The 13,416-nt window shown below is 58.4% G+C and carries 14 protein-coding genes; 8 read left to right on the plus strand and 6 right to left on the minus strand.

The window, feature by feature from the left end; all coding sequences use genetic code 11:
* Positions 1 to 71: 71 nt before the first annotated feature.
* From trkA to def, 4 genes are all read right to left on the minus strand, one after another.
* Positions 72 to 1,457 (minus strand): Trk system potassium transporter TrkA, encoded by a 1,386-nt coding sequence (gene trkA, locus ACJJIK_RS15380; protein ID WP_444929165.1) that lies wholly within the window; start codon positions 1,455 to 1,457, stop codon positions 72 to 74.
* A 30-nt stretch (positions 1,458 to 1,487) separates the two neighbouring features.
* Positions 1,488 to 2,795 carry a 16S rRNA (cytosine(967)-C(5))-methyltransferase RsmB gene (gene rsmB, locus ACJJIK_RS15385; RefSeq protein WP_444943254.1) on the minus strand — a complete coding sequence of 436 codons (1,308 nt, stop codon included), beginning with the start codon at positions 2,793 to 2,795 and terminating at the stop codon, positions 1,488 to 1,490.
* Between the two features lie 2 nt (positions 2,796 to 2,797).
* Complete coding sequence (fmt, locus tag ACJJIK_RS15390) at positions 2,798 to 3,745, minus strand: methionyl-tRNA formyltransferase (RefSeq protein ID WP_444943255.1); 948 nt, start codon at positions 3,743 to 3,745, stop codon at positions 2,798 to 2,800.
* A gap of 75 nt (positions 3,746 to 3,820) precedes the next feature.
* On the minus strand, positions 3,821 to 4,327 hold the full coding sequence (gene def, locus ACJJIK_RS15395) for a peptide deformylase (RefSeq protein WP_444918663.1): 507 nt from the start codon (positions 4,325 to 4,327) through the stop codon (positions 3,821 to 3,823).
* A gap of 182 nt (positions 4,328 to 4,509) precedes the next feature.
* On the opposite strand from def, the gene ACJJIK_RS15400 reads away from it, so the two are divergent.
* The 8 genes from ACJJIK_RS15400 (at position 4,510) to ACJJIK_RS15435 (ending at position 11,854) form a co-directional block, all read left to right on the plus strand.
* Positions 4,510 to 5,580 (plus strand): LysM peptidoglycan-binding domain-containing protein, encoded by a 1,071-nt coding sequence (locus tag ACJJIK_RS15400; RefSeq protein ID WP_444929168.1) that lies wholly within the window; start codon positions 4,510 to 4,512, stop codon positions 5,578 to 5,580.
* Positions 5,581 to 5,654: 74 nt separating this feature from the next.
* Positions 5,655 to 6,821 (plus strand): DNA-processing protein DprA, encoded by a 1,167-nt coding sequence (gene dprA / locus ACJJIK_RS15405; protein WP_444943256.1) that lies wholly within the window; start codon positions 5,655 to 5,657, stop codon positions 6,819 to 6,821.
* A gap of 93 nt (positions 6,822 to 6,914) precedes the next feature.
* Positions 6,915 to 8,348, plus strand: coding sequence for a catalase (locus ACJJIK_RS15410; RefSeq protein ID WP_444943257.1), 1,434 nt, complete (start codon positions 6,915 to 6,917; stop codon positions 8,346 to 8,348).
* A gap of 278 nt (positions 8,349 to 8,626) precedes the next feature.
* Complete coding sequence (locus ACJJIK_RS15415; RefSeq protein ID WP_444929171.1) at positions 8,627 to 9,193, plus strand: L-threonylcarbamoyladenylate synthase; 567 nt, start codon at positions 8,627 to 8,629, stop codon at positions 9,191 to 9,193.
* A 28-nt stretch (positions 9,194 to 9,221) separates the two neighbouring features.
* A complete protein-coding gene (gene hemF, locus ACJJIK_RS15420; protein ID WP_444929172.1) occupies positions 9,222 to 10,127 on the plus strand; it encodes an oxygen-dependent coproporphyrinogen oxidase in 906 nt (301 codons plus the stop codon).
* A gap of 30 nt (positions 10,128 to 10,157) precedes the next feature.
* Positions 10,158 to 10,607: a hypothetical protein gene (locus ACJJIK_RS15425; protein ID WP_444943258.1), complete on the plus strand. Its 450-nt coding sequence runs from the start codon at positions 10,158 to 10,160 to the stop codon at positions 10,605 to 10,607.
* Positions 10,604 to 11,437 carry a shikimate dehydrogenase gene (gene aroE, locus ACJJIK_RS15430; RefSeq protein WP_444943259.1) on the plus strand — a complete coding sequence of 278 codons (834 nt, stop codon included), beginning with the start codon at positions 10,604 to 10,606 and terminating at the stop codon, positions 11,435 to 11,437. The genes ACJJIK_RS15425 and aroE overlap by 4 nt, the downstream gene beginning before the upstream one ends.
* 15 nt (positions 11,438 to 11,452) lie before the next feature.
* A complete protein-coding gene (locus ACJJIK_RS15435; protein WP_444943260.1) occupies positions 11,453 to 11,854 on the plus strand; it encodes a hypothetical protein in 402 nt (133 codons plus the stop codon).
* Between the two features lie 32 nt (positions 11,855 to 11,886).
* Here ACJJIK_RS15435 and ACJJIK_RS15440 read toward each other — a convergent pair whose 3' ends face one another.
* Entirely contained in the window at positions 11,887 to 12,405 is a 519-nt protein-coding gene (locus ACJJIK_RS15440) for a hypothetical protein (RefSeq protein WP_444943261.1), read from the minus strand.
* A gap of 85 nt (positions 12,406 to 12,490) precedes the next feature.
* Positions 12,491 to 13,405 carry a LysR family transcriptional regulator gene (locus ACJJIK_RS15445; RefSeq protein ID WP_444929177.1) on the minus strand — a complete coding sequence of 305 codons (915 nt, stop codon included), beginning with the start codon at positions 13,403 to 13,405 and terminating at the stop codon, positions 12,491 to 12,493.
* Positions 13,406 to 13,416: the final 11 nt, after the last annotated feature.

Below are 13,416 nucleotides of genomic sequence, written 5' to 3' on the forward strand. Positions count from 1 at the left end.
TATCGTTATTGGTTGCAATGTTATCTGGACGGCGCAGATCGTTGTCGCCGGAAACTGAAACAACAATTTATTCAGAAAAAGCCAAATCCAACCTGGAACAACTGTTCCACATGGCGGGTTTGGCGGCGGTCTACCAGGAACACAATCACGTGGTCATCGCTCTGTACGATAACGTCATCGTGGGCCATTAACACTTCGCTGCCGTTTTCGGTTTCCCGCACTATGGCGCCGATGGAAGCGCCCTCGGGCAAGTCGATATCTTCGATCTTGCGCCCCACCACCTTGGAGGTGCGCTCGTCGCCGTGGGCGATAACCTCAATGGCTTCCGCCGCGCCGCGGCGCAGGGAGTGGACGTTGACCATATCTCCGCGGCGCACATGGGTGAGCAGGCTGCCGATGGTATTTTGTTGCGGTGAAATGGCAATATCGATTTCGCCGCCCTGCACCAGGTCCACATAAGCGCGGTTGTTGATCAGGGTCATCACTTTGCGTGCGCCTAGGCGCTTGGCCAGTAGTGACGACATGATATTAGCCTCGTCGTCATTGGTCAGCGCGAGAAAAACATCGGTATCTTCGATGCTCTCTTCCAGCAGTAACTCCTGATCGGAGGCGCTGCCGTGCAGGATAATGGTGTGGGACAGCTCTTCGGATAAAAATACACAGCGCTCGTGGCTCTGCTCAATAATTTTTACCGAGTAGCGATTCTCCAGTCTGGTGGCCAGGCGCAGACCGATATTGCCGCCGCCGGCGATCACCACCCTTTTATAACCGTGCTCCAAGCGCCGCAGCTCACTCATCACCGCGCGAATATCTGCCCGCGCGGCGATAAAGAACACCTCATCGCCGGCTTCGATCACCGTGTCGCCCTGGGGGATGATCGGCCGGTTGCGGCGGTAGATCGCCGCCACCCGGGTATCCACCTTGGGCATATGCTCACGCAAATAGCGCAGCTGGTGCCCTACCAGCGGTCCGCCCTGCACCGCTAGAACCGTCACCAGCTGTACGCGACCGCTGGCAAAGTCCAGCACTTGCAGGGCACCGGGGTGTTCCATCAGGCGGGAGATATACTCCGAGACCAGCTGTTCCGGGCTGATCAGGACATCGATGGGGATGGCCTGGGTATCGAACAATTCCGGGTATTGCAGGTAGGAGGAGGCGCGCACCCGGGCGATTTTGGTGGGCACGCGAAACAGCGAGTGCGCAATTTGGCAGGCCGCCATATTGGTCTCATCGTTGTTGGTCACAGCGACCAGGATATCCGCATCCTCAATCCCGGCTTCCAGCAGAATATCCGGGTGGGAGGCGTGGCCCAGTACCACACCGATATCGATGCGGTCGCGCAGTTCGCGCAGGGTTTTCTCGTCGCTGTCCACCAGGACAATATCATTGCGCTCGGAGGCCAGGGCCTCCGCCAGAGAGCCGCCCACCTGGCCGGCGCCGAGAATGACAATTTTCATATCGGATGAGACTCGCGGTTAGCGACGCCGTTATTCAGCTTTGCTCAGCAGAGCGTAGAAGAAACCGTCACCACCGCCGGTTTGGGGTAGCAGCTGCATACCGGCAACTTGTTTTTCGCCCCAGGGCTTATCGTTTAGCAGTTCAGGGGTATTGTCGCTCGCATCCTCAGTCTCCGCAATGAACGCGGCGACGACTTCACTGTTTTCCGCCGGCAGGCTGGAACAGGTGGCGTAGAGCAGCTGCCCACCCGGTTTAACCAGAGGCCACAGGGCGCGCAGGATTTTGCCCTGCAAAGCGACCAGTCCGGCAATATCCTCTTCCCGGCGCAGCAGTTTGATATCTGGATTGCGGCGGATAACCCCGGTTGCGGAACAGGGCGCGTCGAGCAGTATCTGGTCGTACTGCTGCCCGTCCCACCACTCATCCGGGGCCGTGGCATCGGCACAGATAAGCTCGGCACTCTGCCCGTTGCGCTGGAGGTTTTCCTCGACCCGCACCAGGCGGTCTTCCTCGATATCCAGCGCGCTCAGCTGAATGCTGGGTTGCTGTTCCAATAAATGGCAGCTCTTGCCGCCCGGCGCCGCACAGGCATCCAGTACCCGGGCATTTTTTTGCGGCTGTAACAGCTGGGCCGCCAATTGCGCGGATTCGTCCTGCACACTGACCAGGCCCTCGGCAAAGCCCGGTAGCGCCGTTACGGAAACCGGCTCAATCAGGGTGATACCGACCGGGGAAATAGCGCAGGGCTCGGCGGACAGGCCGGTTTCATCGAGCTGCTGCAAATAATCCGCGCGCGAGATCTTGGCGCTGTTTACCCGCAGGGTCATGGGCGGATTGGTATTGTTGGCGCGGAAGATCTCCGACGCCTGGTCGGGCCAGGCGGCCTTGATTTGCTGCTGTAGCCATGCCGGGTGCATGGAGCTGAACTGCGGGTTGCCGGACAGCTTGCGCTGTAGTTGTTCGCGGTTGCGCAGGGCGTTGCGCAGCACTCCGTTGATCAGTCCGGTCGCCCTGTCCAGCTTGAGGCTGCGCGCGGCATTGACGGTTGCCGAGATGGCGGCGTGATCGGGGATACGGGTGTATTCGAGCTGGTAGATGCCCAGCAGGATCAGCGCATTGACCTCGATATCCGCGACCTTTTTGCGCAGCAACTTGGCGGCGATCAATTGCAGGCGCGGTGCCGTGCGGGCACTGCCGTAACAGAGCTCCCGCAACAGAGGGCGGTCGCGCTCCTCGACTTTATCCTCGGCGGCCGGCAGTAGTCTTGCCAGCGAGCCGCGCTCTTCCAGCAGTGAGGCGATCACTCGGGCGGCCTCGGCGCGTACATCTCTACTCATAATTATCCCAGTTTGCTGCCCGGGGCGAACTGCTCCCGGTAGCCTTTCAAAATTTCCGCTGCGGGCAGTGCTTTTTTGCCCGGTAGCTGTAGTAGTTGCAGGCGCAGGGCCTCGCGGCCGCAGGCCACTAAAATACCCTCGTCGTCACAGGCGAGAATGGTGCCGGGCTGGTCACTGTGGCAGCCCTGTTCGATGGTGGCACTGTAGATACGCAGGCGCTGTTCGCCCTTCTTGTCCTGGTAAGTGCTCCAGCACACCGGGAAGGGATTAAAAGCGCGAATGAGTCGCTGTAATTCAGCGGCGGGGCGCTGCCAGTCGATCCGCGCTTCTTCCTTGCTGATTTTGTTGGCGTAGTTAGCCCGGGTATCGTCCTGTACCTGGGGGCTGGCGCTGCCGCTTTCCAGCAGGGCCAGGGCCTGGAGGAGGGAGGGGCCGCCGAGTTCCGCCAGCTTGTCGTGTAGGCTGCCGCCGGTATCGGATTCGGTAATCGCGCAGCGGCTTTCCACCAAAACCGGGCCGGTATCCAGGCCCGCTTCCATTTGCATAATGGCGACACCGCTTTCACTGTCACCCGCTTCCACCGCACGTTGGATCGGTGCGGCACCGCGCCAGCGCGGCAACAGAGAGGCGTGCACATTAATACAGCCCAAACGCGGAGTATCCAGCACCACCTGCGGCAGTATCAGGCCGTAGGCCACCACCACCATAATATCCGCTTCAAGCGCAGCGAGCTCCGCCTGGGCCGTCTCGTCGCGCAGGCTCAGGGGCTGGTACACCGGGATATTGTGGGAGAGTGCCAGCTGTTTCACCGGGCTGGCGAGTAGCTTCTTACCGCGTCCCGCCGGCCTGTCCGGTTGGGTGTAAACGGCGATCACAGTGTGCTCGCTGTCGAGCAGCGCTTGCAGGTGCACGGCGGCAAAGTCCGGTGTGCCGGCAAAAATAATATTCACTGACTTGCTCTCAGGTAAAGGGGGTGGGAAAGCTGCCGTCAGTCGGCAGCTCCGGGCTCCTGCGGTTGGCGCAGATCAGGCGCGGCGGCGCTGGGATTTTTCCAGCTTGGAGCGGATGCGGTTGCGCTTTAGTGGCGAGACGTAATCCACGAACAGTTTGCCATCCAGGTGGTCGACTTCGTGTTGGATGCAGACTGCCAGCAATCCCTCGGCCTCCAGGGCAAAAGGTTCGCCATTGCGGTCCAGGGCCTTAACGCGCACTTTGCGCGGGCGCTCCACCGTTTCGTAGAAACCGGGCACTGACAGACAGCCCTCGTCGTACTGGTGGATCTCCGGGTCCAGCACTTCGATCTCGGGGTTGATAAACCCGAGCGGTTCATTGCCGTCTTCGGAGATATCCACCACCACAATGCGCTCCTGCACATTGATCTGGATGGCGGCGAGGCCGATGCCGGGCGCGGCGTACATGGTTTCAAACATGTCGTCGAGCAATTGGCGGTGGGCGTCGGTCACTTCAGCGACGGGTTTAGCGACCTCGCGCAGGCGCGGATCGGGAAATTCCAGTATCTCGAGTTTAGCCATAACACCTGTGACAAACTTCTAGTATTCGTTGAACGTGCGCTGATAACATTATGATCGCGCTCAAAATTTACCGAGTGGACCCCTGTTTTTGCCGGCGCTGTGCGCCCGGGTCCGGTCCCGCTCCCTCACGGGAGTGGCCCGGCGCTGAGAATTATAGCGATAAAGAGCATAGGAATGCTTCTATGAAAAAAATTATCCTGGCCGCAATCTCGATGTTAGCGGTTGCCCTTGGTGTCGAAGCACAGGATCAGGTTCGCCTGAACCCCAGTCACCCCGACGCGTATGTGGTACAAAAGGGCGACACACTCTGGGATATTTCCAGCCAGTTCCTGGTACAACCCTGGTATTGGCCGGAGATCTGGCAGGTGAATCCGCAGGTGGAAAACCCCCACCTGATTTACCCGGGAGACAGCCTGCGTCTGGTGTATATCGACGGCCAGCCACAGTTGCAGCTGCAGCGCGGTCCCCGAGCCTACCAACTGTCGCCGGGCGTTGATGGCAATCGCCTGTCACCGTCGATTCGCCGCCAGGCAGTAGAGGATGCAATCCCGGCAATTCCGCTGGATGCGATCAACGCCTTTTTGTCACGCACCCGTATTGTTGAGCCCGGTGCATTTGAGGGGACACCCTATGTGATCTCTGGTGCCGATAACCATATTTTGATGGGCGCAGGGGATACCCTTTACGCCCGCGGAGACTTTGCCGCGCCGCTGGCGTCTTACGGCCTCTACCGCCCCGGCCCGGTCTATACTGATCCGCTATCCGGTGAAGTGCTCGGGCGCCAGGCCCTTGGCGTGGGTACTTTAGATCTGTTACAACTGGACCCGGATAACAACCCGGATTTTTCTGTCGCGACAATGGGCGTGCGCAATACCTCCCGGGAGATTCGCCTTGAAGACCGGCTGATGCCGGTAGAAGAGCGCTCGATCGATGCGCTGTTCCACCCCAGTGCACCCAGCGTGCAGATTGATAATGTGATCGTGGGGGTTGAGGAAGGGGTCAGCCAGATCGGTAAGTTTGACGTGGTTATCCTCAATTCCGGCGATCGGGACGGCCTGCAACCGGGCAATGTCCTGGCGGTTTACAAGCGCGGCTCCACAGTGCGCGATCGTATTGCCGGGGATGTGGTGAAGCTACCGGATGAGCGCGCCGGTGAACTGATGGTATTTCGCACCTTTGAAAAAATGAGTCTCGCGCTGGTGGTGGATGCCCGTCGCCCGCTGGCGGTGATGGATATGGTGCGCAATCCCTAGGCGCGGTTAATCTCGCGGCAGGAGTTGCTGTTTGCCCTGCCGCATAACCTTCAAAACAGAATATGGTAAGTCGCATGGATGCGTTGACCGCCACTATGGTGTTGCTGCGTCTCGAGGGTATCGGTCCGGCTCGCTATTGGCAGCTATTGGAGCGTTTTGCCTCTGCCGAAGCGGCCCTGTACCAGTTTCCCCAGTCTCTGCTCGAAAAGTTATCCCCCCGCGCCCAGGCCCAGTGGCGAGAAGTCTCCAACCGATACGCCGCCAGTGAACTGATGGATTGGGTTGAACAAGAGCGCGCCCGCTGCACCGATTTGGGGGTGCAGTTACTTTGCCACAGTGATCCCGATTATCCCGCCCTGTTAGCGGAAATCCCCCAGCCGCCCCCAGTGCTCTATATTCGCGGCGACAAGGGCGCACTGAACCTCCCGCAGGTGGCGATGGTGGGCGCGCGCCGCGCTACGGTTGCGGGCCTGGATAACGCCCGGGCCTTCGCCGCAGAGTTGGCCAGCTCCGGCTTCGCTATTACCTCGGGACTGGCTCTGGGCGTCGATGCCGCCGCTCACCGGGGGGCACTGCAGGGCGCGGGCACCACGATTGCGATACTGGGAAGCGGGGTTGACCGTATTTATCCCAAGCACAACCGCACCCTGGCGGAGGATATTCTCAGTGCCGGCGGTGCCCTGGTGAGTGAATTGCCTATCGGCAGCAGCGCCGAGGCGAAAAACTTTCCCCGCCGCAATCGGATTATCAGTGGCTTATCGATGGGGGTGTTGTTGGTCGAGGCGGCGATGCGCTCCGGTTCCCTGATTACTGCCCGTCTGGCGCTGGAGCAAAATCGCGAGGTCTTTGCGATCCCCGGTTCCATCCACAACCCAATGGCCAGGGGCTGCCACCACCTTATCCGGGAGGGGGCAACACTGGTGGAAACCAGCGCCGATGTCGCCAGTCAGCTCGGCGGCTTGTTGGCGGAACCCACAGGCACTGCCACCCCAGCGGGACGATCTCTGCCTGAGCCCCAGCGGCAATTAATCAAAGTGCTTATCGGTGGGCCCCGCAGTATCGAGCTCCTGGCGCGGGACACCGATAGTGATCCCGGTGAATTGATGGCGGTCTTGATGCAGATGGAGCTGGAGGGATTACTGGAGCAGCTTAGCGGGGCCTACCAGTTAACACTGCGAGGCAGCCGCTACGCAGAGGATAAATTAGCGATAAAATCCCCTGAAGAGTTGGACAGCCCCTGAGGGGTTGCCCGGTTTGATGGTGTAGCCGCCGATTGATTCGCGCCCCCCTGTGACAGCGTTAATACTCAGGGGATTGCAATAGCGGAGCTGATCATGGCGGATAAACCCAAACTCACCACTGATGCCGGCACCCCGGTCCCGGATAATCAAAACAGCCTTACGGCGGGGCCAAATGGCCCCCTGTTGCTCCAGGATTACCAGCTTATCGAAAAGTTGGCCCACCAAAATCGCGAGCGTATACCCGAGCGGGCGGTACACGCCAAAGGCTGGGGCGCCTATGGGGTTTTGAGAGTTACCGGTGATATCTCTGACTACACCTGTGCGCAGGTACTACAGCCGGGAACAGAAACCCCGCTGCTGGCCCGCTTCTCAACCGTGGCCGGTGAGCTGGGCGCTGCCGATGCGGAGCGGGACGTGCGCGGTTTTGCTTTGAAATTCTATACGGAGGAGGGCAATTGGGATTTGGTCGGCAACAATACGCCGGTCTTTTTTGTGCGAGATCCCTATAAGTTTCCGGATTTTATTCACACGCAAAAGCGGCATCCACGCACTCATCTGCGCTCGCCTACGGCTATGTGGGATTTCTGGTCGCTGTGCCCGGAGAGTCTGCATCAAGTGACCATACTGTTTTCCGATCGCGGCTTGCCCATCTCTCCGCTGCATATGAATGGCTATGGCTCCCATACCTTCTCCCTGTGGAATCACCGGGGCGAACGTTTCTGGGTCAAATTTCATTTTAAGACTCAGCAGGGGCACAGGCACCTCACTAATGCGGAGGCCGCAGGGGTGATAGGGCGCTCCCGGGAGAGTTACCAGGAGGCGATGTACAGCGCGATAGAAAATGGGGGCTGCCCCAAGTGGGTATTTCAGGTTCAGGTGATGCCCGAGGCGGATGTCGGGAAAACCCGTTACAACCCCTTTGATCTCACCAAGATTTGGCCCCACGGGGATTACCCACCGATTGACGTGGGTACCATGGAGTTAAATCGCAATCCGCAAGATTACTTTGCGGAAATTGAGCAGGCAGCCTTCTCGCCATCCAATATCGTCCCGGGTATCGGTTTCTCTCCGGACAAGATGCTACAAGCGCGTATTTTCTCCTACGCCGATGCCCACCGCCACCGCCTGGGCACGCACTACGAGAGTCTCCCAGTGAATGCGCCGCGCTGCCCTGTGCATAATTACTACCGGGATGGCGCCATGAATAGTGCGGGTATACGCAGTGGCAATCCGGATGCCTTTTATGATCCCAATAGTTTTTCTGGGCCAGAGGAGGACGCCGGGGCCCAGGAACCTCCGCTGCCACTCTCAGGCGCGGCAGACAGATATGATCATCGCCAAGGTAATGATGACTATAACCAGGCGCGGGCGCTATTTGATTTATTCGACGATGAGCAAAAGCAGCGTTTATATCGCAATATTGCCGAAGCGATGGCGGGTGTGCCGGATAAAATTATTCAGCGACAGCTGGCGGAGTTCCACAAGGTGCATCCCAGCTATGCGGCTGGGGTAAAAATGGCGCTTTAAAGAGCGGGGCTGTTGGGCCCGCTTTGGGTAAATTGCCACGGCCTTTGCCCACCTGTCGATTGCCAAGGCGAGCGTGGCGGCTACACCTTGTGCGCGGCTGTGCAATCCGCTAGATTGCCGCGTTCCCCCCGCTTTAAGAGCAAAGAGAGTTGAAATGAGTAAGCCTTTTGTAGCGATTCTGATGGGGCCCGACTCCGACCTGTCAGCAATGGAAGCCGCAGACACTCAGTTGCAGCGAGACCTGCAGCAGCGTAAAGCTCAATAAGGTCAGTGTTGTAATGAAGTACTCAGCGCTCGCGGTAAAACAGGCTGCCCGCGCCCTGGCGGCGGGGGGCGTTATTGCCCATCCGACAGAATCTGTGTGGGGGCTGGCCTGTGACCCCAATAACCTGCAGGCGGTCAGGCGCCTGCTGCAACTCAAGCACCGCCCTCTGGAGAAGGGATTGATCCTGGTCTCTGGCGACAGGGCGCACTTTGATACCCTCCTCAGCGATCTCAGTGATGGGCAACAGCAGCAGCTGGATAGCAGTTGGCCGGGCCCGGTTACCTGGCTGGTACCCCACCGGGACTTAATCCCCTCCTGGGTCTGTGGCGTGCATAAATCGGTGGCCCTGCGCTGCACCGACCACCCGTTTACGGTTGCGTTAACACGCGCCTTCGGCGGTGCTATCGTATCCACTTCGGCAAATCCGGCCGGGTCCCAACCCGCCCGCAATAAATACCAGGTACTGCGCTATTTCGGTCGCGATCTCGACTTTGTCGGCGGTGGCTCGACCGGTGGCCGCAGCGCTCCCAGTGAAATACGCGATCTGCAAAGCGGCCGCGTGTTGAGGGCGGGCGCCTAATTTCAAAACAGTGATGTAGTTTTCGCTTATGAGTGATATCGATACCAAGGAAGTAAAGGCCTATTTACTCGGCCTGCAAGACCGCATTTGCAATGCCCTGAGCGCAGAAGACGGCCAGTCATTTCGCGAGGACAACTGGGACAGGCCCGGCGGTGGCGGTGGCCGCACCCGGGTGCTGGAAGAGGGCAACCTTATCGAAAAGGGCGGGGTGAACTTTTCCCATGTCTATGGGGATGGGCTGCCGCCCTCGGCCACGGCTAATCGCCCCGAACTGGCCGGCTGTTCCTTTGAGGCGATGGGTGTCTCCCTGGTAATTCATCCGCGCAACCCCTATGTGCCAACCAGCCATGCAAATGTGCGTCTATTTGTGGCGAAAAAGCCCGGAGCCGAACCTATCTGGTGGTTTGGTGGCGGCTATGATTTGACCCCGTATTACGGCTTTCATGAAGATGTCGTACATTGGCACCAGGCGGCCAAGCGGGCTTGTGAGCCGTTTGGCAGTGAGATATACCCCCGCTTCAAGCAGTGGTGTGACAAATACTTCTACCTGAAGCACCGGGATGAAGCCCGCGGAGTCGGCGGACTCTTTTTTGATGACTTTAACGAAGGCGGCTACGACAACGCTTTTGCGCTTATGCGCGCTGTGGGCGATAGCTATCTGGAGGCCTATCTGCCTATTGTGCAGAAGCGCAAAGAGATCGCTTACGGTGAGCGCGAGCGTGAATTCCAACTCTACCGCCGCGGTCGCTATGTGGAGTTCAACTTGGTATTTGACCGCGGCACCCTGTTCGGGCTGCAAAGTGGCGGGCGCACCGAGTCGATCCTGATGTCCCTGCCTTCACTGGTGAGCTGGAAATACGACTGGCAACCGGAGCCGGGCTCTGCTGAAGAGAAACTCTACACCGATTTTCTGCCGCACAGAGACTGGGTGTAGCCAGGCAACTTGTCACAATGGAGGTTTGCTGTGCACCCATCGCGACTGGAGGGAATCAACTCTCTGTTTCTCGATTACCGGCGGCATTTTGAAACGGGAGATGCCGCGCAGATTGCTGATTTTTATCGCTTCCCCCTGCACTACTACCGGGAAGATGGCGTCAAACTCACTATAGCGCGGGATGAGTTTATCCAGCAGGTGGTTAAACTGCTCAACGCCTATCGGCGCCTCGGTGTCTGTCAGATTCTCGGCACTGTCACCGAGGTGATAGAGCTGAATGATTACAGCACCCTGGCGAGTCTGCGCTGGACCCTGTTGCACCCACAGGGGGAGGAAAAAGCGCTGGAGTTGTACAGTTCCACTACCCGCTATCTGGTGGGCGAAGCCGCCGACGGTCTCAAAATCGATGGCCTGATTATCGTGGATGAAAGTGCCAAGATTCGCGAGGCCGTGAGAGTGCGCAGGAGGGCGAAGCTATGAGCGAGCGCTATGCGGTCGTGGGCAACCCCATCGAACACTCCCTCTCACCGGAGATACACCGCGCCTTTGCCGCACAGACCGGTGAGGATATCGATTACGACAAGCAGCTGGCTCCCCTAGAGGGCTTTGTCGAATTCGCGCGGGCTTTTTTTGCCGAGGGCGGCTGCGGCCTCAATGTGACGGTGCCGTTTAAGCTACAGGCCTTCGAGTTCGCGGATACCCTGACTGAGCGGGGAGCTTCCGCCGGGGCCGTTAATACCCTGGCGCTGGCTGGGGATGGAAAGATTCTTGGCGATAACACCGATGGTGCCGGCTTGGTCTTCGATATTTGCAACAATTTGGGTTGGGAGATCAAGGGGAAAAAAGTCCTCTTGCTGGGCGCGGGAGGTGCGGCCCGGGGAGCACTGCTGCCGCTTCTGGCGGAGCAGCCCGCACATCTACATATTGCCAACCGCAGCGCAGAAAAAGCGGTGCAGCTTGCGGCAGAATTTTCCCCGCAGGGAGAGTTGAGTGGCGGCGGCCTGGAGACATTGCGCGGTTGTTACGACCTGATTATCAATGCGAGCTCCGCCAGCCTCGGCGGTGTACTACCGCCATTGCCCGAAGGCTGTGTCGCCGGCCATGGCAAGGCGTACGATATGATGTACGGAGCCACAGCCACACCCTTTACACAATGGGCCTGTGGTCAGGGTGCCGAGAGTGCCGATGGCCTCGGCATGCTGGTAGAGCAGGCGGCCGAAGCATTTTTGCTGTGGCGCGGCGTACGCCCACAGACGGCGCCAGTCATGGCCGAGTTGCGCCGCAATATAACTAGAGCAACCGATCAATAAAAGAGAGAAAGTGTTGTGCGCGACATAGTACGAAACCTGTCGATTTGTTTTGCGGTGGGGAGTTTCGGTGGGCTTTGCTACGCCCTGGGGCTCTGGGCCATGGGCCGCTATGGCTTCACCCAGTTTCTGGGCGTGGATTTGGCCCCGTCCCTGAGCAATGCCTACCTGTATCAGCGCATCGTTTGGGGCGGCGTTTTCGGGTTGTTGTTTTTGTTGCCTTTGCGCAACGCCTGGTTAATACGGGGCTTGCTCTTATCTCTGGTGCCGGCGGGGTTGATGCTTTTGTACCTTCTGCCACAGAGAGGCTATGACTACGGGGCCTTAGTACTCGGGCAAATGACCCCCCTGGTGATTATTCTCGCCTGTGCCCTTGGCGGCATAGGTGCATCGGCGCTTTTGCGGTTGCAGGGCAAATAGTGAGGAGGCCTTGGTTGCCAAGGCCCGCCACATCACTGTTTAAATTCGATCTCAACCAGGTTGCAACTTTGGGTATAGCCCATAGCCCGCTTGATGGTGGGGAAGACTGAAGCGGTAGCGACGCTGACCCCCAGCTCGATTCTCTGCCGGTTATCCAGTTGTGCATCTATCCGTTCGTTGAGAACAGGATCGATCGTTTTGTAGCTGGCCACGGCCGTTGCGAAATCAAAAATATCCTGCAAGTTCTCCGGCAGGCCGCTGCCGCCTTGGATACAAGCCTTCACTAGGTGGGGGGCAACACCCGCTTCTAAGGCCATACGCACATTCAATTGCAGGCACATGCCGCAATCAGCTACTTGCATAGCCGCTATCTTACTCACCCAAAACACATCGATAGGTAAGAACTCCCTGTGCATGGATAGGGGTTGGAAATTTCTGAACTTTTCAAAGCCCTCGGGAGAGGCCTGAAGAAACTCACGCAAGTAGTCCATGTCGTAGCGATATTTTTCCGAGAAGACCTCCATTTCCTGGAGATACTGCTGTTTGGACATAGTTTGGCTCCTAATCAAGTCGGATTGAGTCACAGACCCTCGGTCTACAACGCCAAGTCTTATGCAAAGTTCTGATAGGTAAAAATTAGGTTCTATCGGATGTTTCGATAGGTGGGCTGTAAAAGTTACCGTAGAGTCGCTGGGCCTCCCGGGCAAACCATTGCGCGGCTAAGCCCTGTGGCGTCTGCTTGGACCAGAGCAGATCCACACCGAGGCTCCAGGTATTGAGTGAACCGGTTAAGTTGAGCTCAACCAGCCTGCCACTTTTTAGAAAGGGGCGGGCCAGTTCGTAGGGCGCATTGACCCACCCAACCCCCTTGCAGGCCAGCTCCAGGGCCTGTAGCAGAGAATCACTTCGCCAAGCCTGTGCAGAGAGCTGCCAACGGTATCTTTGCGATTCTGGTGCTGTGGTGATTTGCCGGTGCTGGGCCGCCTCATTCAAGGAGGATTGTTTTCTCTGGGCCAGGGGGTGCTCCGGGCAGGCCAGGCTTAGTACCCGCTGCTGTCCCAGGTTACTGGTATCCAGTGAACTGGGATAGGAATCCCTCGAGGTGACAAAGGCAAAGTCGGCTTCGCCACGTGTCACCTGCTGGACCGCTTCCTCCCCGGTAACACTGCCGAGCTGGAGCTCAGTGTGCGGGAAGCGCTCGCTGAAGGTGGCCAGCATATCGTTGAGTCGATCCGGTATTACCAGCTCTTCAAATAATATGTTGAGCTGAGGCTCCTCTCCCCGCTGGAAGGAATTTGCCGCCTGCTGGAAGCGCTGTAGCTGTCCCAGCGATTGACGCGCTAGCGGTAGTAGTGCCAAAGCAGCGGCAGTGGGCCGGGGATACTTTCCTTCGCGGTTAAATAGAGTCAGCCCCAGGTCGAGCTCCAGATTTTGAATCAGGCTGCTTACAGAAGACTGAGCCCGGCCCACTTCGCGAGCGACCGCCGAAAAAGATCCGGCTTCACAGGAGCGTACAAAAATATGCAGCTGATCCATATTCAGGTTAAGCATAGCGGGGAGCC

The organism is Microbulbifer regidiadema (SeqCode) (genome assembly GCF_052466995.1).